Annotated in this window: 19 protein-coding genes; 16 read left to right on the top strand and 3 right to left on the bottom strand. The window is 69.7% G+C overall.

Annotated elements, in window-relative coordinates:
• Positions 1-36: 36 nt before the first annotated feature.
• The 12 genes from LFM09_RS08770 to LFM09_RS08715 all read left to right on the top strand — a co-directional run bounded on the left by LFM09_RS08770 (position 37) and on the right by LFM09_RS08715 (position 16315).
• Positions 37-1428, top strand: a complete 1392-nt coding sequence (locus LFM09_RS08770) for a serine hydrolase (protein WP_414095811.1) — start codon at positions 37-39, stop codon at positions 1426-1428.
• Positions 1425-2288 (top strand): serine hydrolase, encoded by an 864-nt coding sequence (locus LFM09_RS08765; protein ID WP_414095810.1) that lies wholly within the window; start codon positions 1425-1427, stop codon positions 2286-2288. Before LFM09_RS08770 ends, LFM09_RS08765 begins: the two co-directional genes overlap by 4 nt.
• Positions 2285-3859 (top strand): ABC transporter substrate-binding protein, encoded by a 1575-nt coding sequence (locus tag LFM09_RS08760; RefSeq protein ID WP_414095809.1) that lies wholly within the window; start codon positions 2285-2287, stop codon positions 3857-3859. The genes LFM09_RS08765 and LFM09_RS08760 overlap by 4 nt, the downstream gene beginning before the upstream one ends.
• Positions 3856-4830, top strand: a complete 975-nt coding sequence (locus LFM09_RS08755; protein ID WP_414095808.1) for an ABC transporter permease — start codon at positions 3856-3858, stop codon at positions 4828-4830. The genes LFM09_RS08760 and LFM09_RS08755 overlap by 4 nt, the downstream gene beginning before the upstream one ends.
• Positions 4831-4939: 109 nt before the next feature.
• Positions 4940-6835, top strand: coding sequence for a dipeptide/oligopeptide/nickel ABC transporter permease/ATP-binding protein (locus LFM09_RS08750; RefSeq protein WP_414095807.1), 1896 nt, complete (start codon positions 4940-4942; stop codon positions 6833-6835).
• Positions 6828-7574 (top strand): ABC transporter ATP-binding protein, encoded by a 747-nt coding sequence (locus LFM09_RS08745; protein ID WP_414095806.1) that lies wholly within the window; start codon positions 6828-6830, stop codon positions 7572-7574. The genes LFM09_RS08750 and LFM09_RS08745 overlap by 8 nt, the downstream gene beginning before the upstream one ends.
• Entirely contained in the window at positions 7571-8584 is a 1014-nt protein-coding gene (locus LFM09_RS08740; RefSeq protein ID WP_414095805.1) for a dipeptidase, read from the top strand. Before LFM09_RS08745 ends, LFM09_RS08740 begins: the two co-directional genes overlap by 4 nt.
• 176 nt (positions 8585-8760) lie before the next feature.
• Entirely contained in the window at positions 8761-11790 is a 3030-nt protein-coding gene (locus tag LFM09_RS08735; RefSeq protein ID WP_414095980.1) for a serine hydrolase, read from the top strand.
• Positions 11791-11792: 2 nt separating this feature from the next.
• Complete coding sequence (locus LFM09_RS08730) at positions 11793-12857, top strand: M20 family metallopeptidase (RefSeq protein ID WP_414095804.1); 1065 nt, start codon at positions 11793-11795, stop codon at positions 12855-12857.
• Positions 12854-13597: a GNAT family N-acetyltransferase gene (locus tag LFM09_RS08725; RefSeq protein WP_414095803.1), complete on the top strand. Its 744-nt coding sequence runs from the start codon at positions 12854-12856 to the stop codon at positions 13595-13597. Before LFM09_RS08730 ends, LFM09_RS08725 begins: the two co-directional genes overlap by 4 nt.
• Complete coding sequence (gene menC, locus LFM09_RS08720) at positions 13594-14691, top strand: o-succinylbenzoate synthase (RefSeq protein ID WP_414095802.1); 1098 nt, start codon at positions 13594-13596, stop codon at positions 14689-14691. The genes LFM09_RS08725 and menC overlap by 4 nt, the downstream gene beginning before the upstream one ends.
• Positions 14692-14710: 19 nt before the next feature.
• Positions 14711-16315 (top strand): PucR family transcriptional regulator, encoded by a 1605-nt coding sequence (locus LFM09_RS08715; RefSeq protein WP_414095801.1) that lies wholly within the window; start codon positions 14711-14713, stop codon positions 16313-16315.
• Here LFM09_RS08715 and LFM09_RS08710 read toward each other — a convergent pair.
• Complete coding sequence (locus tag LFM09_RS08710) at positions 16236-17129, bottom strand: LysR family transcriptional regulator (RefSeq protein ID WP_414095800.1); 894 nt, start codon at positions 17127-17129, stop codon at positions 16236-16238. The genes LFM09_RS08715 and LFM09_RS08710 overlap by 80 nt on opposite strands.
• Positions 17130-17198: 69 nt before the next feature.
• Between LFM09_RS08710 and LFM09_RS08705 the strand changes: the two genes are divergently transcribed.
• The gene (locus tag LFM09_RS08705) at positions 17199-17789 is read left to right on the top strand and encodes a short chain dehydrogenase (RefSeq protein ID WP_414095799.1); all 591 of its coding nucleotides are present in this window, start codon (positions 17199-17201) and stop codon (positions 17787-17789) included.
• 207 nt (positions 17790-17996) lie between these two features.
• Here LFM09_RS08705 and LFM09_RS08700 read toward each other — a convergent pair whose 3' ends face one another.
• The gene (locus tag LFM09_RS08700; RefSeq protein ID WP_414095798.1) at positions 17997-18194 is read right to left on the bottom strand and encodes a hypothetical protein; all 198 of its coding nucleotides are present in this window, start codon (positions 18192-18194) and stop codon (positions 17997-17999) included.
• Between the two features lie 370 nt (positions 18195-18564).
• Here LFM09_RS08700 and LFM09_RS08695 point away from each other — a divergent pair, with 370 nt between their 5' ends.
• Together LFM09_RS08695 and LFM09_RS08690 are read left to right on the top strand one after the other, a co-directional pair.
• Positions 18565-20673 carry a hypothetical protein gene (locus LFM09_RS08695; protein ID WP_414095797.1) on the top strand — a complete coding sequence of 703 codons (2109 nt, stop codon included), beginning with the start codon at positions 18565-18567 and terminating at the stop codon, positions 20671-20673.
• A 22-nt stretch (positions 20674-20695) separates the two neighbouring features.
• Positions 20696-22996: a glycosyl hydrolase family 95 catalytic domain-containing protein gene (locus LFM09_RS08690; RefSeq protein ID WP_414095795.1), complete on the top strand. Its 2301-nt coding sequence runs from the start codon at positions 20696-20698 to the stop codon at positions 22994-22996.
• Here LFM09_RS08690 and LFM09_RS08685 read toward each other — a convergent pair.
• Positions 22956-23978, bottom strand: a complete 1023-nt coding sequence (locus LFM09_RS08685; protein ID WP_414095794.1) for a LacI family DNA-binding transcriptional regulator — start codon at positions 23976-23978, stop codon at positions 22956-22958. The two genes, LFM09_RS08690 and LFM09_RS08685, sit on opposite strands and share 41 nt — an antisense overlap.
• A gap of 99 nt (positions 23979-24077) precedes the next feature.
• On the opposite strand from LFM09_RS08685, the gene LFM09_RS08680 reads away from it, so the two are divergent.
• Positions 24078-25922 carry a discoidin domain-containing protein gene (locus LFM09_RS08680; protein WP_414095793.1) on the top strand — a complete coding sequence of 615 codons (1845 nt, stop codon included), beginning with the start codon at positions 24078-24080 and terminating at the stop codon, positions 25920-25922.
• The last annotated feature ends 11 nt before the right edge of the window (positions 25923-25933 follow it).

Genomic DNA, 25933 nt, shown 5'->3' with positions numbered 1-25933 from the left:
CGTGACCGGAGTCACGTCGACGTGGATGAGGCGCGGATGTCCAAGCTGAGCGAGATCAACGACTGGCTGCAGGAGAACCTCCCCAGGCTGGTCGCCGAGCACGGGGTGCCGGGGGCCACCGCCGCCGTCACCGTCGGCGACGAGGTGGTCGAGGCCGCGGCGGGTGTGCTGAACAAGAACACCGGGGTCGAGACGACGACCGACTCGGTGTTCCAGATCGGGTCGATCACCAAGGTCTGGACGGTGACCCTTGCGATGCAGCTGGTCGACGAAGGCCTGCTGGACGTGGACGCGCCGGTGCGCGACTACCTGCCCGAGTTCAAGATCGGGGACGAGGACGCCGCCACGAAGATCACCGTGCGGCAGCTGATGTGCCACACGTCCGGCTTCGAGGGCGACCTGTTCACGGACACCGGCACCGGCGACGACTGCGTGGAGAAGTACGTCGCAACGCTGCACGAAACGCCGCAACTCTTCGCGCCCGGCGAGAGGTTCAGCTACAACAACGCCGGCTACACCGTGCTCGGCCGCGTCATCGAAACGGTTCGAGGCAAGTCGTACGACGAGTGCCTGCGCGACCACCTGTTCGCGCCGCTCGGCCTCACCCACGCGGCGACCAGCGCGTACGAGGCGATCATGTTCCGGGCCGCGGTCGGCCACATCACGCCGGACCCCGAAGCCGGGCCGCAGGTCGCACCGTTGTGGTCGCTCGTGCGGTCCAACATCCCGGCCGGCTCGATGCTCGCGATGCGGCCGCGCGACCTGCTCGCGTTCGCGCGCATGCACATGAACGGCGGCGTCGCGGCGGACGGCACCAAGGTGCTCTCGCCGGTCGCGGTCGAGGCGATGCAGCAGATCCAGGTCGAGGTGCCGAAGCTGGCGCTGATGGGCGACACGTGGGGCCTCGGCTGGGAGCTGTTCCACTATCCACAGGGCACGGTCATCGGGCACGACGGCGGCACGATCGGGCAGTCCGCGTTCCTGCGTCTCGTCCCAGAGCACGGCGTCGCGGTCGCACTGCTGACCAACGGCGGCAACCCCATCGAGGTGTACCAGCAGATCTTCGGGCACGTGCTGCGCGAGCTCACCGGCATCGAGCTGCCCGCGAGGCCGGAGCCCGCCGAGGTGACGGAACCGGTCGACGGCGAGCGCTACGTCGGCACCTACGCCTCGTCGGTCGGCGAACGCGAGGTCACCCAGGACGAGGCCGGCCGCCTCTGGATGGAGCTCGTCCCCAAGGGCATCTTCGCCGAGCTCAGCCCGAAGCGGGCGGGCAAGACCGAGCTCCTGCCGTGGGAGGGCGACACGTTCCTCGCGTTCGAGCCGATGCTCGGGATCCACATGCCGCACGCGTTCGTGGGGGACGACGGGCAAGGCCGCGCTCTGTTCCTGCACACCGGCCGCGCGGACCGGCGGGTCGCCCTGTGAACGTCTTCGCCGAAGCAGGCGCCGAAGGGTTCGTCCACGCCAAGGAAATCGGCACGGACAACGAGTTCGCGCACCGAGCAGACGACCCGGTCGTGCTGGCGTCGGTGTTCAAGATCCCGGTGGCCGTCGCCTACGCGGCGGAGGTGGCCGCGAAAAGGCTCGACGAGACCGAGCGGACGCGGGTCACCTCCCGCTACCGCATCGGCGGCATCGGCACCGCGGGGTGCGCCGACGACGTCGAGATGAGCTGGCGCGACCTCGCGCTGTTCATGATGACCATGAGCGACAACGCCGCGACCGACGTCATCTTCCACCGCGTCGGCCAGGCCGCGGTCGACAAGATCCTCGCCGACCTCGGCCTGCACCGCACCCGGATCCTGGGCTGCTGCGAGGACCTCTTCGCCTCGATGTCGACCGACCTCGGCCTGACTCCGCAAGAAGCCGAAGAAGCGCTCGGCAACCCCACGTGGGAGCTGATCGAAAAAATGGCCATTGTGGACCCGGAGCGCACGACCTCCTCCACACCGCGGGAGATCACCGCGCTGCTGGAGGCCATCTGGACCGATCGCGCGGCGGAACCCGAGGCGTGCGAACAGGTCCGCAAGATCATGGCGCAGCAGATCTGGCCGCACCGGCTCAGCTCCGGCTTCCCCGCCGGCGTCCAGGTCGCCGCCAAGACCGGCACGCTGCCGGGCGTGCGCAACGAGGCCGGCGTCGTCACCTACCCCGACGGCCGCAGCTACGCCGTCGCCGTGTTCACCCGCGCGAAGTCGCTCGACCTGCGGCAACCCGCCGTCGACGCGGTGATCGGCCGTGCCGGGCGCCTCGCCGTCGACCACCTCCGAAGGAGCACGCCGTGAAACGCACAGCGGCCCTCACCGCGGCAGTCGTGCTGGCAGGGTGCGGAACCTCCGGTGGTTCCGGCTCCGGCAGCGAGACCCTGGCCGACGGCAAGACGTTCACGATGGCGATCAGCGCCGATCCTGGCAGCCTGGATCCCGCGCTCACCGTCCTGTCGGTGGCCCGCGGGCTGGGCAGGTTCCTCTACGCCAGGCTGATCGAGCGCACCACGAGCGGCGAGGTCGTCTCCAGCCTCGCGGAGAAGTGGGAAGCCACCGTCACGACGGCGAAGTTCACCCTGCGCCAGGGCGTCACGTGTGCCGACGGCGCGCCGCTCACCGCGGAGGACGTCGCCGCGAACATCAGGTTCGTCGGCGACCCGAAGAACAAGTCGCCGCTCGCCGGGATTCAGGTCACGCCGGGCACCACGGCGACGGCCGACGAGTCGACCCGCACCGTCACGGTGACCAGCGGCGCACCGGACGCGTTCCTGCTGACCAACATCGGCACGCTGCCGGTCGTGTGCGCCAAGGGCATGCGCGACCGGTCGTTGCTCAGCAAGGGCGAGCAGGGCACCGGGATGTTCACGATCTCCGAGATCGTGCCGAACGACCACTACACGCTGGTGCGGCGCAAGGACTTCGCGTGGGGTCCCGGTGACTGGCAGCAGAGCCAGCAGGGCCTGCCGGACAAGGTCGTGGTCAAGGTCGTCGCCAACGAGACCACCGCCGTGAACCTGTTCCTGTCCGGGCAGCTCAACGCGGCCGCGGTCGCGGGCCCCGACCAAGAACGCCTGCACGCGCAGAAGGTCGGCCACGTCGACATCGGCGTGCCGCTGGGAACGCTGTTCTTCAACCAGGCCTCCGGGCGTCCCGGCCAGGACCAGGCGGTGCGCCGCGCGCTCGTCCAGGCGCTCGACCTCGCACAGCTCGGCAAGGTGCTCACCAACGGCAAGGGCAGACCCTCCGAGAGCCTGGTGACAGTCGAACCGAGGCCGTGCGCCGGTGACAACGTCACCGGGAACCTCCCCGCGCACGACAAGGCCGCCGCGACCGCCGCGCTCGACACCGCGGGCTGGCGGGCCGGACCGGACGGCACGCGGGCCAAGGACGGCAAGCCGTTGTCGCTCAAGCTGCTCCAGCCGACCACCGCCGGCCCGACGCTGACCGCGACCGCCGAACTCGTCCAACGAGCCTGGCAGGAGATCGGCGTCAAGGCCGAGATCCAGCCCGTCGACGCCGCCGCCGTCAACCAGACGCTGTTCGGCACTGGCGCGTGGGACGTGTCGATGGTCCCGGTGACGCTCGCGCTGCCGAGCCAGCTCGTGCCGTTCGCGTCCGGACCGGTGCCGCCGCAGGGCGTGAACTTCGGCCACATCCGCAACGCCGAGTTCGAGGAGCAGTCGAAGCAGGCGGCGACGATGGCGGGCGCGACCGGGTGCGAGCACTGGAGCAGGGCCGAGGCCGCACTCGTGCGCAACATCGACATCGTGCCGTACGTGGACTCGCTGATCCCGACCTTCGTGAAGGGCGCGCGGGCGACGATGAGCGACGGCCTCGACCCGACGTCGATCCGGATGCTCGCGTCATGATCATCGCGGAACGGGTGAAGGGCGGCAGCACGTGGCTGCCCTTCGCCCGGCGGCGGGCGATCCGGTTCCTGACCTCGTTGTGGGTGCTGGTGACCGCGGCCTTCCTGATGATCCACCTGATCCCCGGTGACCCGGTGCGCGAGTCGCTCGGCCTCACCGCGCAGCCGGAGGTCGTCGACGCGCGCCGGGAAGCGTTGGGGCTCAACGATCCTCTGCCGGTGCAGTACTGGCACTACCTGACCGGGCTCTTCCGCGGCGAGTTCGGCACGTCGCTGATCAGCGGCACGCCGGTGGCCGACCTGATCGGCGACCGGTTGCCCGCGACCGTGCAGCTCGCGGTGTCCGCGTTCCTGGTCGTGATCGTCGTGGCGGTGCCGGTGGGCGTGCTGATGGCGGTGCTGACGAAGGGCGGCCGTCGCCGTGGCGGCGAACTGGCGTTCACCTCGTCCAGCGTGGTGCTCGCGGCGATCCCGGAGTTCCTGCTCGCGGTCGGGTTGGTCAGTCTGTTCGCGGTGCAGCTGGAACTGCTGCCGGTGGCGGGCAACGACGCGCCCGGCTCGTTCGTCCTGCCGGTGCTGGCGCTGGCCGCCGGACCGGCCGCGGTGCTCGCCCGCATCGTCCGGGTGGAGCTGCTCGCCGTGCTGGGCAACGACTTCGTCCGCACCGCACGAGCCAAGCGGCTGCCCGCGCGGCTGGTGTACCTGCGGCACGCGCTGCCGAACGCGGTGACCGCGACTCTGACGCTCGGCGGCATGATGCTCGCCTCGCTGGTCGCCGGAACCGTGCTGGTGGAGAACATCTTCGCGTGGCCGGGGCTGGGGTCGACGATCGTCGGCTCGATCCAGCAGAAGGACTACCCGGCCGTGCAGGGCATCGTGCTGGTGTACGGCACGGGCGTGCTCCTGGTGAACCTGGCGGTCGACGTGGTGCTGGCGCTGCTCGATCCTCGCTCGACGATCAGGGAGGCCTGATGCACGGGCTGCGCACCCCTGCTCGAGCCCCCTCGCACGACGAGCCGGGAGGCCTGATGCGCCACCCAGCTGTCCTCCGCACCCCGCTCACGACAGACCGGGAGGCCTGATGCGTGCCCTCCGCACTCCAGTCGGTGCCGCGTCGGCATTCCTCCTCTGTGTGCTCGTCGCGCTGGCGGTGTTCGCCCCTCTCCTCTGGGGCGACCGAGCCGATGCGATCGACACGAACGCGCTGCAGCAGGGCCCGTCCGAGGGCCACCTGCTCGGCACCGACTCGCTCGGCCGCGACATCTTCTACCGCGTGCTGGTCGCGACCCGGCTGACGCTGGGGCTCGCGCTGCTGGCCACCTTCGTCGGTGTCACCGCAGGCCTGCTGCTGGGATCGCTGCCGGCGGTGCTGCCGCGATGGGCGGCCCGGATCGTCACGTCGGCGGTCAACATCGCCGTCGCGTTCCCCGGGCTGTTGCTGGCGTTGTTCTTCGCGGTGATCTTCGGGACCGGGACGATGGGCGCGGTGCTCGCCATCGCGTTCGCGATCACGCCGTCGTTCGCCCGGCTCACCCAGACCCTGACGGCCTCGGTCAGCGGCCGTGACTTCATCGCGGCGGCGCGGGTGTGCGGGGTGGGGCGGTTCCGGCTGCTCACCCGGCACGTCCTGCCGAACATCGCCGAACCGCTGGTCATCAACGCGACCCTCGCGGCCGGCTCGGCGCTGACGGCGTTCGCGGGGCTCTCGTTCCTGGGCATCGGCGTGCAGGCGCCCTCGTACGACTGGGGACGACTGCTCGGCGAGGGCCTCAACCGGATCTACGTCACCCCCGCGCCCGCGCTGGGGCCCGCGATCGCCGTCGTGCTCGCCGGGCTGGCGTTCAACCTCTTCGGCGAGGCCGCCGCGTCCGCCGCCGGGCATCGGCAGCAAACTCGCCCTCGAGCCAAGCCCAGTTGTCAGTCCACAGTGGACGACTCCGAAGGCGGCCTGCTCAGCGTGCGCAACCTGAGGGTGGCGTTCCCGGGAGCGGCGGGGTGGATCACGCCCGTGCGCGGGGTGTCGTTCGACGTCCACAACGGAGAGATGGTCGGCGTGGTCGGCGAGTCCGGGTCTGGCAAGAGCCTCACGGCGCTTGCGGTGTCGCGACTGGTCGAGCATCCCGGCGTGGTCACGGCCGATCGGCTGGACTTCGCGGGGAAGCCCGTGAGCCGGACGTCGCAGCGGGAGCTGGGGACGTCGCTGGCGATGGTGTTCCAGGACCCGATGACGTCGTTCAACCCCACGAGGCGCATCGGACGGCAGCTCGCGGAAGTTTCCGAGGTGCACCAAGGAATGTCGCGCAAGGCCGCGCTGCAACGGGCCGTGGAACGGTTGCGGGCGGTGCGGATTCCGTTCCCCGAGCGGAGGGTTCGGCAGTATCCGCACGAGTTCTCCGGCGGGATGCGGCAACGGGCGATGATCGCGATGGGCCTGATGGGCGAACCGCGGCTGGTGATCGCCGACGAGCCGACCACCGCGCTGGACGTCACCGTCCAGCGGGAGGTGCTGCGGTTGCTGGCACGCGTGCGGGCCGAACGGTCGGCGGCGGTGTTGCTGATCAGCCACGACATCACGGTGGTCGCACAGACCTGCGATCGGGTGCTGGTGATGTACGCGGGACGGATCGTCGAGGAGGTGCCGACGGACGAGCTGTTCACGGCCGCTCGGCACCCGTACACGACCGCTTTGCTGGCGGCCGTGCCTGATCTGGACACGGATCGAGAGGCGCCGCTGGCGGTGATTCCAGGCCGGCCACCGGAGCCTGGCGAGATCGGGGCGGGGTGCCCGTTCGCGCCGCGGTGTCCGCTGGCCGACGACAGGTGCAGGGTCGAGGAGCCCGCGCTGGTGGAGGTGGCGGACAGGCATCAGGTCGCCTGCTGGCGGGAAACGGCTGCTGTTGGCGCGTCCGCAAGTACCACCAACGGTCAGTTGGCGGTACTTGCCGACGCCACGACACCGGGAGCGCGCGATGAGTGAGCTGAGGTTCGACGCGGTCACCCTCCAGTACGGCAGCCTGCGGGCCGTCGACGACGTCAGCCTGACCGTGCCGTCGGGCCAGGTCGTCGGGCTCGTCGGCGAGTCGGGTTCCGGCAAGTCCAGCCTCGCCGCCGCGGCGGTCGGCCTCGTGCCACCCACCGCCGGCCGCGTCCTGCTGGACGGCGTCGACGTCCAACGCCTGCGCCGCCGCGACCGCCGGCTGCAGATGGTGTTCCAGGACCCGTACTCGTCGCTCGACCCGCGGATGAGCATCGGCGCCACGATCGCCGAGGCCATGCCGAGGGGTACGGACCGGCGCGCGGAGGTCGCCCGGTTGCTCGAACTCGTGAACCTCGACCCCGACCGTGCCTCTTCGCGGCCTTCGCAGCTGTCCGGCGGGCAACGCCAGCGGGTCGCGCTGGCCCGGGCGCTCGCCGGGCAACCGAAGGTGATCATCGCCGACGAGATCACGTCCGCGCTGGACGTGTCGGTGCAGGGCGCCGTGCTGAACCTGGTGCGGGACCTGCAGAGGCAGCTCGGGCTGTCGATGTTGTTCATCTCGCACAACCTCGCCGTCGTGCGCTACGTGAGCGACCGCATCGCGGTGATGCGCGAGGGCAAGATCGTGGAAGAGGGACCGGCCGCGCAGGTGCTGGCCGGCCCGCGGCACCCGTACACGCGTGAGCTGCTCGCCGCGGCACCGTCGCGGCACACCAGCCTGTTGGAGGACGCCTCGTGATCATCGCGGACACGCACAACGACCTGCTCGACGCGATCGCGCACCGGCCCGTCGAACGGTGGGTTCCGCACTTCCGCGAACGCTGGCTGCCGCAGCTGCACGCGGGCGGGGTGAACGTGCAGGTGCTGCCGGTGTTCATCGACGACGTGTTCCGGCCGGAAGGCGCGCTGCGGCAGACGTTGCGGATGATCGAGGCCGCCCACCGGATCGCCGAGGCCGACCAGGACACCGTCGCGTTGTGCTTGGACGGCACCGAGATCGACGCCGCACTCGCCGAGGACCGGATCGCTCTGGTGCTGGCGCTGGAGAGCGCGCCGGGGGTCGGTGAGGACGTCGAACTGCTGGAAACCCTGTACCGGCTGGGAGTCCGGATCGCGTCGCTCGCGCACTTCGGCCGCACCGCGCTGGCCGACGGCAGCGGCGAGGACGCCACCGGCAGCCGGCTCACCAGGGCGGGTGTGGCCGCGTTCGCCGAGATGGAACGCCTCGGCATGATCTTCGACGTCAGCCACCTGAGCGCGGCGGGCGTCGAGCACGTGCTGGAGATGGCGACCCGTCCGGTGATGGCGACGCACTCGTCGGCACGGGCGTTGCGCGACCACCACCGCAACCTGACCGACGACCAGCTTCGCGGCATCGCGGCCAACGGCGGCGTGGTGTGCGTGAACTTCTTCGCGCCGTTCCTGCACGAGTCCGACTTCCGCATCGAGCGGTTGATCGACCACATCGAGCACATCGCGGGCGTCATGGGCGTCCGGCACGTCGGCCTCGGTCCGGACTTCGTCAAGGAGGTCCTCGAGGACGTCACCCCGCCCTGCTGTGAGGCCCAGTTCATCGAGGGCGTGCCCACGGACAGGTTCCTGCCCGGCCTGGAGGGGCCGGCCGGGCTGCCGCTGGTGGCCGAGGCGCTGAAGGAGCGCGGGTGGCCCGACGACGACATCGCCCTGGTGATGGGCCGCAACGTGCTCGACTTCTTCCGTTCCGAGCTGACGAGGGGATCCGCATCGTGACCACCATCGAGGACCTGTACGGCTTCGCGCTGCCCGAGCAGCCCGCACTGTCGCCGGACGACACCGAGATCGTCTACGTGCTGCGCACCACCGACCGCTCCGAGGACCGCGACGTGCGGTCGCTGTGGCGGATCACCAACGGTTCGGCGAAGCAGCTCACCAGGGGCACCGCCGACATGGCGCCCGCGTGGTCGCCGGACGGGAGCCGCATCGCGTTCCTGCGGGCCCAGGACGGGCCGGCGCAGGTGTGGCTGCTGCCGGCGCACGGCGGTGAGCCCGAGCAGGTCACGTCGCTGCCGCTGGGTGCCGGTCCGCCGGTGTGGAACGCGGACGGCAGCCGGCTCGCGTTCACCGCGCCGGTCGACATCGCGGACGCCAAGGCGCCGATCGTGGCGGAACGGTTGGACTACAAGGCGGACGGCGCGGGGTTCCTGCGCTCGGTTCGCAGCCACCTGCACGTGGTCGACCTCGACGAACGCGCTACCAGGCAGATCACCGACGGCGACTGGCACGCCGGCGCGCCTGCCTGGTCTCCCGACGGCACCGAACTCGCTTTCGCAGCGGCCCGCGACGTCGACGCCGACCTGACGTTCCGCGTGCCGGTGCACGTCGTCGACATCGACGGACGGACGGAGCCGAAGCTCGTCGGGCTCGCCGCCGGTCAGGCCGCGACGGTCACCTGGACCGCGGACGGGTTGATCGTCACCGGTCGGACCAACACTGACGCCGGGCACTTCAACCTGTTGCTCGTGTCGTTGGACGGCGAGGTTCGCGATCTGTCCGGGGCGTTGGACCGCAACGTCATGCCAGGCATGTCGGGATATCCCGGCGGGCTGCCGGCCGTGACGGAGGACGGGCGCGTGGTGTTCTGCGCCCGCGATCGGGGCTGCACACAGCTGTACACAGTGGACACTGGATCGCCAGAACTCCTGGTCGGCGGTGACTCCCAGGTGGTGTCCGGACTGTCGGTGGCAGGCGGAGTCGCGGCCATCGTCCTCTCCACCCCCACCTCCTACGGCGAGATCGCCACCGTGGACCTCATCACCGGTGACCTGACCGTCCACACTGAACACAACAAGACCGACCTCTTGGTCCGTGAAGAGCGTGAGTTCACCATCTCGGACGGCATGAAGGTGCACGGCTGGCTCGTCCGCGACCCGGACCGCGAAGGCCCGCTCCCCCTCCTGCTGGACATCCACGGCGGCCCGCACAACGCGTGGAGCGGCACCGCCGACCCGATCCACCTCTACCACCAGGTCCTGGCGCAGCAGGGCTGGGCGGTGCTCCTGATCAACCCCCGCGGCAGCGACGGCTACGGCGAGTCCTTCTACACCGCGGCGATCGGCGCGTGGGGCAAGGCCGACGCCAAGGACTTCCTCGAACCGCTCGACCAGCTCGTGGCCGAAGGCCTGGCAGATCCGGAGAAGCTCGCCGTCACCGGCTACAGCTACGGCGGCTACATGACCTGCTACCTGACCAGCCGCGACACCAGGTTCGCCGCCGCGGTCGCCGGTGGTGTGGTCAGCGACCTGACCAGCGTCGCCGGCACTTCCGACGCGGGCCACTACCTGACCGACCTGGAGCTCGGCGGCCCCGGCGAGCACATCGCGGAGCTGGACCCGCTGACCAGCGTCGACAACGTCAGCACCCCCACGTTGATCTACCAGGGCGCGAGCGACGACCGGTGCCCGGTCGGCCAGGCCGAGCAGTGGTTCACCGCACTGCGCCAGAACGACGTGCCGGCGAAGCTCGTGCTGTACCCCGGCGAGTCGCACCTGTTCATCCTCAGCGGCAAGCCGTCGCACCGCGAGGACTTCAACCGCCGGGTCGTCGACTGGGTGCGCGAGCACGCCGAGAACCGCCGGCCGCTCGACGCGAAGCACTGGCAGCGCAGGCTTTCCGCGCTCGCGACGAAGCACGGCCTGCCCGGCGCCGCGCTCGGCGTCCTGCGCGACGACGAGATCGTCCAGGCGCACCACGGCGTGCTGAGCAAGGCCACCGGCGTCGAGGTCACGAACGACTCGGTGTTCCAGATCGGCTCGATCAGCAAGGTGTGGACCGCGACCGTCGTGATGCAGCTCGTCGACGAAGGGCTGCTCGACCTCGACGCGCCGATCGCGGACGTCCTGCCGGAGCTGAAGCTCGCCGACCCGGTCGTGGCGCAGAAGGTGACCATGCGGCACTTGCTGACGCACACCAGCGGCATCGACGGCGACATCTTCACCGACACCGGGCGCGGCGACGACTGCGTTGAGCGGTACGTCGAGCTGCTCGCCGACGCGAAGCAGAACCACCCGCTGGGAGCCACTTTCTCCTACTGCAACTCGGGTTTCACGCTCGCCGGCCGAGTGATCGAGAAGCTCACCGGCAAGTCCTGGGACGCGGCGATGCGCGAGAAGCTCTTCACGCCGCTCGGACTGACCCACACCGGCACGCTGCCGGAGGAGGCGCTGCTGCACCGCGCCGCCGTCGGTCACGCGACCAAGGACGGCGAGCAGGTGCCGACACCGGTGTGGATGCTGCCCCGGTCCGTCGGCCCGGCCGGGACGATCTTCGCGTCGACCACCGACGTGTTGGCGTTCGCGAGGATGCATCTGGACAGCGGCGCGGACGTGCTGTCGGAGGCGTCCGCGAAAGCCATGACGGAGAAGCAGACCGACGTCCCCGACCCGAACGCGCTCGGCGACTCGTGGGGTCTCGGCTGGATCCGCTTCGGCTGGGACGGCCAACGGCTGATCGGCCACGACGGCAACACCATCGGACAGTCGGCGTTCCTGCGGATCCTGCCGGAGCAGCGCCTTGCGGTCACGTTGCTCACCAACGGCGACCACGCGCGAGAGCTGTACCTGGACCTGTACCGGGAGATCTTCGCGGAGCTGGCCGGCATCGAGATGCCGCGCCCGCTGGAGCCGGGCGAACCGCACACCATCGACCCCACCAAGTACGTCGGCCGGTACGAACGGGCGTCACAGCAACTCGACGTCAGTGAAGGAGAGAATGGGCTGCGGCTGAAGATGACCGTCACGGGACCGTTGGCGGAGCTCATCCCCGAGCAGCCGGAGATCGACCTCGTACCGATCGACGACTCGCTGTTCGTGTGCCGCCTGTCCGAGAACGAGAGCTGGATGTCCGTCGTGTTCTACACCTTGCCCACCGGTGAGAAGTACGTGCACATGGGCGTCCGCGCCACCCCGAAGGTGTCCTGAAGATGAATCTGCTCGCCGACATCGAGCGCCTCGTGAACTGCGAGTCGCCGTCCACCGATCTCGACGCGGTCGCCCGCAGTGCGGACGTCACCGCGGCGGTGGGCGCAGCACTGCTCGGGGCACAGCCCGAACGGATCGGCACCCACCTGCGCTGGCGCCTGGGTTCCGGGCCGCGCAAGGTGTTGCTGCTCGGCCACCACGACACGGTGTGGCCGATCGGCACGCTGGCGCGGATCCCGTTCGAGGTTCGCGACGGCGTGCTGCGCGGGCCCGGCTGCTTCGACATGAAGACCGGGCTGGCGATGATCTTCCACGCCGTGGCAGCGCTCGATTCCCCTGATGGAGTCACGGTTCTCGTCACCAGCGACGAGGAGATCGGCTCGCCGTCGTCGCGCGGCCTGATCGAAGCCGAGGCGCGGGAACACACCGCCGTGCTCGTCACCGAGGGTTCGGCGGACGGCGGCGCGATCAAGACCGAGCGCAAGGGCACGTCGATGTACGAGGTGACGCTGCACGGCCGCGCGGCCCACGCCGGGCTCGAACCGGAACGCGGCGTGAGCGCGACGATCGAGGCGGCGCACCAGGTTCTCGCGGTCGCGAAGCTGACCGACCTCGGTGCGGGCACGACCGTCACGCCGACCGTGCTGTCGTCCGGCACGACGACGAACACCGTTCCCGCGCAAGGGAGGTTCATGGTAGACGTGCGCATCCGGAACCTCGCCGAACAGCAGCGGGTCGACGAGGCGATGCGGGCGCTGCAGCCCGTGCTCGACGGCGCGAAGGTGGAGGTGACCGGCGGCCCCAACCGCCCACCGATGGAGCTGGAGATGTCCGCGGGGCTGTTCGACGTGGCCAAGCGGCTGGGCGCGGAGATCGGCCTGGAACTCACCTCGGCCGCGGTCGGTGGCGCTTCGGACGGCAACTTCACCGCGGGACTGGGTGTTCCGACGCTCGACGGGCTCGGCGCGGTCGGTGGTGGGGCGCACGCGGAGAACGAGCACGTGCTGGTGTCGGAGCTCGTCCCGCGCACCACGCTGCTCGCTGCGCTGATCAAGGAGCTGACATGATCAGACAGCTCACCGAGCACAAGGAACTCCTTGCCGCGCAACGGCTCTACGAGTCGATCTGGCGTTCGAGCACTCCCCCGGTCACCGCCGAGCTGATGCGCGCGCTGATCAAGTCCGGCAACTACGTGGCGGGCGCGTTCGAAGGCGAGGACCTGGTCGGCGCGTGTGCCGGGTTCTGCTCACCGCCTGCGGAGAACTTCCTGCACAGCCACATCGCCGGCGTGGTGGCGGGTGGGCGCGGGCGCGGCGTCGGCCACGCGTTGAAGCTGGACCAGCGGGAGTGGGCGGCGGAGCGCGGGATCAGCGAGATCACCTGGACGTTCGACCCGCTGGTGCGCCGCAACGCCTACTTCAACCTCGCCAAGCTGGGCGCGGACGCCACCGAGTACCTGGCCGACTTCTACGGCCACATGCACGACGACATCAACACCAGCGGCGAGAGCGATCGGCTCTTCGTCAGGTGGAAGGTGTCGGCCGGGCCGCGCGTCGTCAACGCCACCGGCGTGGTCGGGCTGGGGATCTCGGCGGACTGCATGCCGGTGCGGGGCACAACCGCCGGCCACACCGTGCTGGTCGCGGTGCCGCCGGACATCGAAACGCTTCGATCGGAGAACCCGGCTGCGGCGAACGAGTGGCGGCACGCCGTGCGGGACGTGCTCGGCGGGCTGCTCGCCGCGGGTGCCCGCGTCACCGGGTTCGACCGGGCCGGGTGGTACGTAGTCGAGAGGAACGAGTCGTGAAGCTGTCCGGAGTCGAGCTCCGCTGGATCGAGATGCCGTTGAAGTCGCCGTTCCGGACGTCGTTCGGCACCCAGACCGTGCGTTCGTTGCTGCTGCTGCGTGCTGTCACGGACGAGGCCGAGGGCTGGGGCGAGTGCGTCGCGATGGCCGACCCGGTGTACTCGTCGGAATACCTCGAAGGCAGCGCGGACGTGCTGCGCCGGTTCCTGGTTCCGGCGTTGTCCGGGCCGGTCGACGGCGTGTCCGTCGCGCCGAAGTTGGCGAGGTTCCGCGGGCACCGGATGGCCAAGGGCGCGCTGGAGATGGCGGTGCTCGACGCCGAGTTGCGGGCGCGCGGGGTGTCGTTCGGGCGTGAGCTGGGGGCGACGCGCGACCGGGTGCCGTGCGGGGTGTCGGTCGGGATCATGAACTCGATCCCCGAGCTGCTCGACGCCGTCACCGGCTACGTCGAGGAGGGGTACGTACGGATCAAGCTGAAGATCGAACCTGGCTGGGACGTCGAAGCGGTTCGAGCGGTCCGTGAGCGGTTCCCGGACGTGTTGTTGCAGGTCGACGCCAACACCGCGTACACGCTCGCCGACGCCCGGCACCTCGCCCGGCTCGACCCGTTCGACCTGCTGCTGATCGAACAGCCGCTGGACGAGGAGGACATCCTCGCGCACGCCGAGCTCGCGAAGCTCGTGCGCACGCCGATCTGCCTCGACGAGTCGATCACCTCGGCCCGGTCGGCCGCCGACGCGATCAAGCTCGGGGCCTGCCAGGTCGTGAACATCAAGCCCGGCCGGGTCGGCGGTTACCTGGAGGCGCGGCGCATCCACGACGTGTGCGCGGCGCACGGGATCGCGGTGTGGTGCGGCGGGATGCTCGAAACCGGCATCGGCAGGGCCGCGAACGTGGCGCTGGCCGCGTTGCCCGGCTGCACGCTGCCCGGTGACACCTCGGCGTCGGACCGCTACTACCGGATGGACGTCACCGAGCCGTTCGTGCTGGACGACGGCCACCTGACCGTGCCGACCGGGCCGGGGCTGGGCGTGACCCCGCTGCCGGACGCGCTGGACGCCGTGACGGTGAAGACGGAGTGGATTCCTCTGTAGACGGTGGCACGCTGTGCAGGTGAGCAGAACAGGCCTCGCCAGGGTTCTGGACGACCTCGGCACCACGCTGATCGACCTGGTCCGCGGCGATCCCGGCCGTGCCGTGGACATCGGCGGCGTGGTGATCCACGACCCGCACGACGACCAGGAGCTGCCGCCGTCCGCGCTGGTGCTGGGCGTCGGCGTCCGGGATCCGTTGGAGATCCTGGACTTCCTGGGCTCGCGCGGGGCTGCGGGGCTTGTCGTCCGGGGTCCGGTGGAGATCACGCCGCCGGTCGCCGAGGCCGTCGACCGGACCGGGGTGGCGTTGCTCGGCCTGGCGCCGGGCGCGTCGTGGACCCAGCTGGCGGCGATGCTGCGGTCGCTGCTGGCCGAGGGCGAGGTCGACCCGTCCGAGACGCTGGGCGGCGTGCCGGCCGGTGACCTGTTCGCGCTGGCCAACGCCGTGGCGTCGTTGATCGCCGCCCCGGTCACGATCGAGGACCGCAGCTCGCGCGTCCTCGCGTTCTCCGGCCGCCAGGACGAGGCCGACTCGTCCCGCGTCGAGACGATCCTGGGCAGGCAGGTCCCCGCGCGCTACTCGCAGATGCTGGAGGCGCGCGGGGTGTTCCAGCAGCTCTACCGCAGCGACCAGCCCGTCTACATCGAGGGCCTGCCCGCCGACGACGGCACCTTCTGCCTGCCTCGGGTGGCCGTGGCGGTCCGCGCGGGCGACGAGTTCCTCGGCTCGATCTGGGCAGCGGTCCGCGCACCGCTGCCCGCCGACCGTTCGCAGGCGTTCTGCGACGCGGCCAAGCTCGTGGCGTTGCACATGATGCGGCAACGGGCGGGCGCCGACGTCGAACGCCGGCTGCGCGCCGACCTGGTGTCGACCGCGGTGGAAGGCGGACCGGGCGCGGCCGAGGCGGTGCGCCGGCTCGGTTTGGCGGACCAGGCTTGTGTGGTTCTGGCGTTGGCGCTGGCCCACTCGCACGGTGACGATCCCGCCGGGCATGCCCGCTTGCTGGCCGAACGGCAGCAGGTCGCCGACGCGCTCGCGATGCACCTGACGGCGGTCCACCCCCGCGCTGCCGCCGCGTTGATCGGCGATGTCGCCTACGCGATCCTGCCCGCGGAGTCGGAGGACCGGGCGTTGCGGATCGCCACCGACTTCCGTTCGCGGATCGGGAACCACGTCCTCGTGGGTGTGGGGCAGGTTGCGGACGGGCTGGAGCTGTCCCGCTCTCGTGCGGGCGCTGATCTGGTGCTGCGGGTGCTGCGTGCTCGTCGCGCGCAGTACGCGGTGGCAAGAGTGTCCGATGTGCACAGTGAGGGGTTGTTGCTGGAGCTGTCGGATCTGATCGCCGAGCGCGGCGACACGTTGAGCGGGCCGGTCGCGCGGCTGATCGCGTACGACCGCAAGCACAACGCGTGCCTGGTCGAGACGCTCAGCGCGTGGCTGGACGCGTTCGGGGACGTGGCGGCCGCTTCCGCCGCCGTTTTCGTGCACCCCAACACCTTCCGGTACCGGCTGCGGCGGTTGTCGGAGGTCGGCGAGATCGACCTCAGCGATCCGGACGCGCGGTTCGCGGCGATGCTTCAGCTCCGGCTGTGGCTGCCAGGTGCCGCTGAGCCAGGGCGATGAACGCCTCCGTCGACGGGTGCGCGGTGGGTGAGGGCCACGCCAGGTGCACGGTGATCGGCTCGGCGTCGGTCAACGGCAGGTAGACGACACCGGGGTGCGGGTTGTGGTGGCTGGTGCCCGCGGCCGTGACCCCGACCGTCGCCCCGGTCGCGATCGACGTGAGCCACTCGACCACGCCCGGCACGTCGACAGTCCGCGGGCGCGCCCCCGCCGGCCAGAGATCGGCCGCGGTCGTCCCCGACGTCTCGCACACGGACACGGTGTCCTTGACCAGGTCGCCGAGCGAGATCGCGGCGCGGGCCGCCAGCGGGTGATCCTCCGCGACTGCCGCGAGCCGGGGTTCTTCTATCAGCGCCACGTGGTCGACGCCTGCGTGCACCGGTTTCACGCGCAGCACCGCCACGTCCGCCTCGCCACGCCTGAGCGCCGCCTCAGGGTCGTCGAACCGGCGGATGCGCACGAGGACGTCCGGGTGCTCGGCGCGCCACTGGCGCAGGAACGGGATGGTGAACCGGCCGAGCGCGGCCCAGGCGAACGTCAGCCGGAGCGGTTGCGGCTGGACGGCTTCTTTGAGAGCCGTGTCCAGTTCGGTGAGGATGCGGTGGCTGTGCTCCCACAGCTTGTGGCCGGTGTCGGTCAGGGCCACGTGGCGGGTCGTCCGGTCGACCAGCCGCACGCCCAGGCGGCGCTCCAGCTGTTCGAGCGTGCGAGAGAGCGCGGGCTGCGTGACGTGCAGGTGTTGAGCTGCCGCGGTGATCGACCGGTGGTCACCGATCGCGGCCAGTGCCCGGAGGTGGCGCAGCTCGACATTCATAACTGCTGATCATAAGTGCTGCACGAACGGCATTTCACTCCGTGGACGAGCGTGCCTAGCGTCTTCGCCATGAGGATTTTGCTCGTAGGAGCCACCGGCACGCTGGGCACCGCTGTGCACCAGGAGCTCGTCGCACGCAAGCACGACGTCGTGACCGTTTCCCGCACCGGCGGCGATCTGCAGTTCGACGTGACCGACCCGGCTGCGGTGGCCGAGCTGTACCAGACCGTCGGCCAGGTGGACGCCGTCGCTTCGGCTGCCGGGCACGTGCCGTTCAAGCCGCTGGCCGAGCTGACGGTCGAGGACTACCAGGCCGGGGTGACCGGGAAGGTGCTGTCCCAGGTCTCGCTGGTCAAGGAGGGCCTCGCGCACGTCACCGAGTCGTTCACGCTGATCACCGGGGTGCTCGCGCGCGAACCGATCATCACCGGTGCCACCGCCTCGCTGGCCAACGGCGCGGTGGAGTCGTTCGTCCGCGCGGCCGCCATCGAGATCGCGCCGCAGCGGATCAACGCCGTCAGCCCGACCGTGTTCACCGAGTCGCTCGACGTCTACGGCGACTACTTCCCCGGGATGAAGCCCGTGCCGCTGGCCGACGTGGTGCTGGCGTACGTGCGGTCGATCGAGGGGCGGCAGACCGGGCAGATCTACGTGCCCTGAACCCGTGCGCGGGCGAAGTCGCCGCGATCAGCCGGGCGACCTCCTCGCCCGGCTCACGGTTCCTCGGTTTCAGGCCGGACCTCCAACACCTGTCCTGACCCGCCCGTCGCGGTGTTCCAGCACTGAACAGTCATTCCCGACGCTCACGGTGCGCCCAGATTCTGCCGAACTCCACACAATTTCCAGGACGCAAGTCCGCCGAGGCGATCAGTACGTGCCTTCAATTACCCGCACGACGTGCTGCGGGTTGATTGTCACCGGATTTCCCGGAGCTTTGATCCCCATGGGCAGCGTGAGCAGGCCACCTGCCCTCAACGCAGCATCCACCGTGTGCACGAGCTCAGTGAACTCCACAAGAACGCGGTACTTGCTGCCGTCCGTCATCTCGAGCTGATTCCACGACATTGCGCCCTCATTCCCTGCCAATAGCTCTGCGCCGCCGCACGGGGTGCATCGAAACGATGGCGCGCTTCGTTACGAATGCGCCCTGAACACAAATCTGATTCGCGTGGAATGTCCCGCGCGCGGCGTACCGCGACCGACCGAGGCCACCGCTCGGCCTCGCGCCTGCGACCCCTCGCGCTCGAACACCTCGGAGGACCTCGGCTCACCTTCGGTCGGCCGTACCGGAACAAGCCGCTCGAGGCAGCCAGAGGTCGGAGCACTGCTACGGTATGCGCGGGCGCAAGGACTACTAAACCTTATTTAGTATTTATTCTTGACGGAGTCGAGTGGCCGACGCATGCTGTGGCCCTCGACGACGAGAGGTACGGGTATGCCCAGAGCCCTGCTGACCGTGGCCATCGCCCTCACGCTGCTGGCACCTCCTGCTGCCGCCGCGCCCGCCGTGCCGATAGAGCACGCCGGTGTCGACCAGGGCGCGCCGACCTACTACGACTCCGGCATCGCGCGCACCCCGTACATGGGGTGGAACTCCTACTTCGCCGTTGGTGCGGCGTCGGAGGAGAAGGTGCTGGGGGTTGCCGACTTCCTCGTGAGCAGCGGGCTCGCGAAGGCCGGGTACGACATAGTCTGGATCGACGGCGGGTGGAACGCCAGCCCGCCGCGTGACGGGAAGGGCTCGCTCCTGCCCGACCCCGCGCGGTTCCCGTCCGGGTTCACGAAGCTCGTGGAGACGTTGCACGGCAAGGGACTCCGAGCCGGCATCTACACCGACGCCGGTGCGTCGGACGGCAAGAACTGCGCGGCCGGCAGTGGTGGCGGGTACTACGAAGCCGACGCCAAGCAGTTCGCCGGGTGGAAGTTCGACGCCATCAAGATCGACTTTCTGTGCGGGATCGCGCAGAACATGGACCCGGCGGTCGCCTTCGCGCAGTTCTCGGCTGCGGTGCAGAAGGCGGGGCGCAAGATGATCCTCAACCTCTGCAACCCCGTCACCGACGAGTGGAACGTGCCGCACGGGCCGCACCAGACCGCGTACGTGGCCTACCAGTACGGGCCGCGCACAGGTGACTCGTGGCGGACGAGCACGGACGTCGCGTTCGGCACGCCGTACGAGGGCATCTGGCGTGACGTGCTGCGGAACATGGACCGGAACCTGTACCGGCCCGGCGCGCAGGGACCCGGTCACTACAACGACCCGGACTACCTGATCCCGATGCGCAAGACCGAGCAGGGCACGTACGAGCTCAACGAGGAGGAGTCGACCTCGCAGCTCGTCATGTGGTCGGTCATGGCCTCGCCGTTGATCATCGGATCGGACCCGCGCACGCTGCCGCCGTCGATGATCGAGACGCTGAAGAACCCGGAGATCATCGCGGTCGACCAGGATCCGCTGGCCATCCAGGGCGTGCGGGTCGCGGGCTCCAACAACGTCGACGTGTACAGCAAGGTGTTGTCCGGCAAGGGTGAACGCGCTGTCGCGGTGCTCAACCGCAACGACACCGCGCAGCAGATGACCGTGAACTTCGCCGATGCCGGACTCAAGGGCAACGTCTCCGTCCGCGACCTGCGTGCGCGCGCTGACCGCGGTACCGCCACTGGCTCGTACACCGTCACGGTTCCCCCGCACGGCACGGCGTTCCTCAAGCTGCGCGGCGAGACCGCGGTTCCCGGCACCGACCTCGGCGGCACCACGTCCGCGAGCCCGGCGCTCGTTCGCTGGGACGACAAGAACTCCGCGGTGTTCGCACGCAACGCGTCTGGTCAGCTGGAACAGCGGTCGATGGTCGACGGCGAGTGGCGCGGCTGGGTCACCCTGGGCGGGCCCGAGAACGGCAAGATCCTCGGGCAGCCGAGTGCGTTCGCCGGCCCGAACGGCCGGATCGACCTGTTCGTCCGCGGCACCGACAACGTCGCCTACCAGCGGACGTACGCCAGCAACCGTTGGGGCTCCTGGACTTCGCTCGGCGGCACGCTGACCGACTCGGTGTCGGTGGCGTTCACCGGACCGGACAGCTGGAGCCTGTTCGGCCGCGGGGCCGACGGCCGGGTGTGGACGCGCGACAAGAACAACGGCTGGACCTCGGTCGGCTCGCCCGGCAACCAGCAGATCTACGGCAGGCCGTCAGCCGCGACCGTCGCCGCGGGCACGTTCGTCGTGGTGCGGCTGCAGGACGACTCCGCCTGGTACCGCAGGCGCACTGCCAACGGCTGGGGCGCGTGGACCTCGCTGGGCGGCGTGATCAGCGGCAGCCCGACGGCGCTGGCCAACGGCGACCGGGTCAACGTGTTCGTCCGCGGCAGTGACTACACGCTGTGGCAGCAGGACCTCGTCGACGGCGCGGGCACCTGGTGGTCCAAGCGCGACCAGTTCCCGAGCAACGCGGTCACCGGCGCGCTCGGCGCGGCGGCGGGAGCGGGCGGGTCGACCTGGGCCGCCTACCGCGGCCCGGACAACGCCGTGCACCTGGCCACCTTCTAACGAACCTTCAAGGAGCACAACGATGTCAACCCGTCGCGCCTTCCTGAAGGCCTCCGGCGTCCTGGGTCTGGGTGCGCTCACCCTGCCCACGTTCACCGCCCACGCCGCACCTCAGCGGCCGAGCAGCAACCCGCTCAACGCCAACCCGACGACCCTCTGGTACCCCGCTCCCGCCGACGAGGCGAAGATCATCGAGCAGGGCCTGCCGATCGGCAACGGCCGCCTCGGCGCGCTCGTCGGCGGCGGCGTCGAGAAGGACTTCCTGTACCTCACCGACGTGACGCTGTGGACCGGCGAACTCAACGACACGCTCGACGGCGACGGCCAGCTCCCCTACGACGGGCGGTTCGGCACGTTCTCGTTGCTGGCCAAGCTCTACATCGAAATGCCCGCGCACGCGGGCGCCACCGGGTACCGGAGAGCGCTCGACCTGAGCAACGGCATCGTCACCACGACGTACACCCACGGCGGCAAGCAGTACCGGCGCGAGATCTTCTCCAGCCACCCGGACGACGTCGTGATCGTCCGCCTGAAGGGTCCGCAGCAGACCGGCACGATCACGCTCGCCGGCACGCACGGCGAACCGACCGTCGGCGACGCCCCGCACACCGCCGCCGTGTTCACCGGCTCGTTCCCGAACCGGTTGGCGTACAGCGGTGTCGTGACCGCCTTCAGTCCAGATGGGACGGTCAAGGTCGACGGCGCCGAGCTGGCGTTCGAGAACTGCTCGGACCTGGTGATCGTGTTCTCCGGCGGCACCAACTACATCCCGGACGCCGCCGCAGGATTCCTCGACCCGCTCGTCGAACCCGCCGCGATCGCGCTGGAGAAAGCGGCCGTGCGGGCAAAGGCCGACGCGCTGCTGCACACCCACGTCGCCGACTACCGCAAGAAGTACGACCGCCAGCGCGTCGATCTCGGCAAGTCCACCGACGCCCAGCGCGCGATGGACACGTGGACCCGTCTGCAGGCAAGGGCTTCGGGCGGCACGCCCGACCCGGAGCTGGAGGCGAGCTACCTCCAGTTCGGCCGTTACCTCACGATCACCGGCTCGCGCGACAACCTGCCGATCAACCTGCAGGGTCTGTGGCTGTCGAACAACAACCCGGACTGGTACAGCGACTACCACACCGACATCAACATCCAGATGAACTACTGGCTCGCCGACCGGGCCGGCCTGTCCGACACCTTCGAGGCACTCGCGGACTACTGCGTGGCGCAGCTGCCCGCGTGGACCAACACCACGCAGGCCGTCTACCAGGACCCTCGAAACAGGTTCCGCAACACCAACAACAGGGTCGCCGGCTGGGCGGTCGCCTTCTCCACCAACATCTACGGCGGCAGCGGCTGGTGGTGGCACCCCGGCGGCAACGCGTGGCTGTGCATGTCGCTGTTCGAGCACTACGAGTACACGCTGAACCGCGACTACCTGGCCAAGATCTACCCGTTGCTCAAGGGCGCCTGCGAGTTCTGGGAAGCACGCCTGGTGGAGACACCGCAGGGCCTGGTCGACGACTACGACTGGTCACCGGAGCACGGCCCGCAGGACGCGCGCGGAATGACCTACGCGCAGGAGATCGTGCACAACCTGTTCGGCAAGTACCGCATCGCGACCGACGTGCTGCGGCGCGACCAGGCGTACGGCCGCAAGATGTCGGCGCTGCGCGACAGGCTGTACCTGCCCGAGGTCAGCCCGAAGACCGGCATGCTGCAGGAGTGGATGACGCCGGACGACATCGGCGAGACCACCCACCGCCACCTGTCGCCGCTCGTCGGCTTCTTCCCCGGTGACCGCATCAACCGCGACGACTCCCCCGCCGCTCTGATCGAGGGCGTGAAGCAGCTGCTGATCACCCGCGGCATGGAGAGCTACGGCTGGGGCCTCGCGTGGCGGGTGGCGTGCTGGGCCAGGCTGAAGGACGCCGACCGGGCGTATGAGCTGTTCCTCAAGGTGATCCGGCCGTCGATCAACTACGCGAACGGCAGCGCGGCCAACTTCTTCGACATGTACAGCTTCGGCGACCGTTCGATCTTCCAGATCGACGCGAACCTCGGCGCGCCCGCGGGCATGCTCGAGATGCTGCTGTACTCGCGGCCGGGCGTGATCGAGCTGCTGCCCGCGTTGCCGTCGGCGTGGAAGACGGGCTCTGTCACCGGAATCGGTGCGCGGGGCGGGTTCACGGTCGACCTCGCCTGGCGGGACGGGAAGGTCACCAACGTCGTCGTGCGCAGCGTCGGTGGCACGGAGACCGAGGTGCGCGCCGGCCGGTGGTCGAAGCGGATCAAGCTCCGGAAGGGGCAGTCGGTGACGCTGCGGCCGTAGAACCGCGCACCACCAGGGTGGTCGCGAGCTCGATGTGCAACGCCTCGGGCTCGTGACCGTCCAACACCCGCATGAGCTGCGTGACCGCGATCCGCCCCATCTCCTGCAACGGCTGCCGCACGGTCGTCAGCGGCGGATCCGTCGCCTCGGCGAGGTCGATGTCGTCGAACCCCGCGATCGACAGGTCCTCCGGCACCCGCAACCCGCGTTCCCGCGCGGCCTGCATCGTGCCCACGGCGACCTTGTCGTTGAAGCACACGATCGCGCTCGGACGTGGCTGCAGATCCAACAGCTCCGCCGCCGCACGCTTGCCCGCCGCCGTCGTGGGTTCGACGTACCGCAAGCGATCCGGGGTCAGCAGCACGCCTGCCTGCGCCAGCGCCGCGCGATGGCCGGCCAGACGCGCGTCCCCCGCCAGCCACTCCTCCGGCCCCGCGATCACCCCGATGTCCCGGTGACCGAGGCCGATCAGGTGGTCCGCCACCGCCCGTGCGCCCGAGGAGTGCGCGGCCGACACCGCGGCGATGTCCGGTGGCGGCGGGGTGCGGGGGTCGACGACGACGAACGGGAAACCCGCCTGGGACAACGCGACCAGCTCGGAACCTTCCTCCGGCGGCAGGATGAGGATCGCGGCGTCGACATCGGCTTGCCGCGGCAACGCTTTCAAAGCGTCGCTCTGCTGACCGGACTCCCCCGCGTCCAGCAGCAGGCGCAGGCCGTGCAGCTTCAGCGTCTCCGCGATCGAGGACACGATCAGGCCGAAGTAGTCGGTGAGCACGTACGGGCAGCGGACGTAGACGGTCCTGGACGGCATCTCCTGCCGGCGGCGTTCCACCGCCTGAAGCACCAGGTCACGGGTCCGCGGGGCCACGTTGACGTGATCGTTCAGGACGCGGGAGACGGTCGCGATCGACACGCCGGTCTCGGCCGCGAGGTCACGGAGACTCGCGCGCTGTTTCACGGGTTCGATCTTGCGTTCCACGAGGTCAATGTACCGGAACTCGCCGCAACCATTGACCCTCGACACGGCCGGGTGTTTCATCCTGAAAGCCGATGTTTCACAGTGATGAACGGGTGTTACATGAGACGAACCGCGATCGTGGCGCTGCTCGTGAGCCTGACCGTCCCCTCAGCCGAAGCGGCCGAAAGGGAGCCGGAAGCACGCGTGTGGGTCACCACGCCGGACCGGACGGAGCTGCTCAGCGAACGCCCGCGCGTCACGTTCGGCACGGCCCAGTCGGCGCACCCGACGATCGTGGTGGACCCGGATCGCAGCTACCAGGCGATCGACGGGTTCGGCGCCTCCATCACGGACTCGTCTGCCGAGCTGCTCATGGGCCTCACCGATCGCGCCGAGACCATGCGCAAGCTGTTCGACCCGGCCACCGGGATCGGTGTGAGCTTCCTGCGCCAGCCGGTCGGTTCGTCAGACTTCACCGCGGCAAAAGAGCACTACACCTACGACGACGTCCCGGCCGGACAGACCGACTTCGAGCTCAAGCACTTCAGCGTCCGGCACGACGAGGCGAAGATCCTTCCGTTGCTGCGTGAGGCAAAGCGGCTCAACCCGAAGCTGAAGGTCATGGCCACGCCGTGGAGCCCGCCGGCGTGGATGAAGACGAACGACTCGCTCGTCGGCGGACAGCTCAAGGACGACCCGGCGATCTACGACGCCTACGCGCGCTACCTCGTGAAGTTCGTCCAGGCCTACACGCGAGCGGGCGTGCCGATCGACTTCCTGTCCGTGCAGAACGAGCCGCAGAACCGCAAGCCCGATGCGTATCCCGGCACGGACATGCCCGTCGCGGCCCAGCTCAGGGTGATCGAGAAGCTCGGCCCGAAACTCCGGATCGCCAGCCCGCGCACCAAGATCCTGGGCTTCGACCACAACTGGGCCACCCACCCCAACGACGGCACCGCGGAAGCCGACTACCCGTACCAGATCCTGCGTTCACCGGTCTCGAAGTGGATCGCCGGCACCGCCTACCACTGCTACTACGGCAACCCGAGCGCCCAGACCGCGCTGCACAACGCCTTCCCGGACAAGGGCATCTGGTTCACCGAGTGCTCGGGTTCCAAGGGCGCCACCGACCCACCGGCCAAGGTCTTCAGCGACACGCTCCGGTGGCACGCCCGCAACGTCGTGATCGGCACGACCCGCAACTGGGCCCGCAGCGCGGTGAACTGGAACATCGCGCTGGACAGCACCGGCGGCCCGCACAACGGCGGCTGCGGCACGTGCACCGGCCTGGTCACCGTGCATCCGGACGGTTCGGTGACCACTGACGCCGAGTACTACACGATCGGCCACCTGGCGAAGTTCGTGAAGCCGGGCGCGCGCCGGATCGCCAGCACGTCCTTCGGCACCACCGGCTGGAACGGCCAGATCATGGACGTGGCGTTCCGCAACCCGGACGGTTCGACGGCCCTGGTGGTGCACAACCAGCACGACGACCCGCGCACGTTCGCGGTCAACGTCGGCGACCGCACGTTCGAACACACCCTGCCCGGCGGCGCGCTGGCGACGTTCACGTGGACCGCGAAGTTCAGGAACAAGCTCGACTTCGTGCCACTGACCGGCGCCACCGCGACGGATCCCGCGCTCGTCGACGACGACGGCTCGACCCGGTGGTCCAGCGGCGCGGCGCAAGTTCCCGGCCAGCACGTGCAGGTGGATCTGGGGCGGCGCGAGGAGTTCCGCCGCGTCGCCGTCGACAGCGGCGGCAACCTCGGTGACTACGCGCGGAACTGGGAGCTGTCGGTCAGCAACGACGGCACCAACTGGCGCTCTCTCGAGACCGGCACGAGCACCGGCCAGCTGACGAACATCGACGTGCGCCGGACCAGCGCGAGGTTCCTGCGCATCACGACGACCGGTGCCGCGAGCAACTGGTGGAGCATCGCGGACATCCGTCTGTACGAGTAACGAACAACGGG

The organism is Lentzea alba, assembly GCF_047445655.1.
GTDB classification, from domain to species: Bacteria; Actinomycetota; Actinomycetes; order Mycobacteriales; family Pseudonocardiaceae; genus Lentzea; species Lentzea alba_A.
This window is presented reverse-complemented; position numbering and strand designations above follow the sequence as displayed.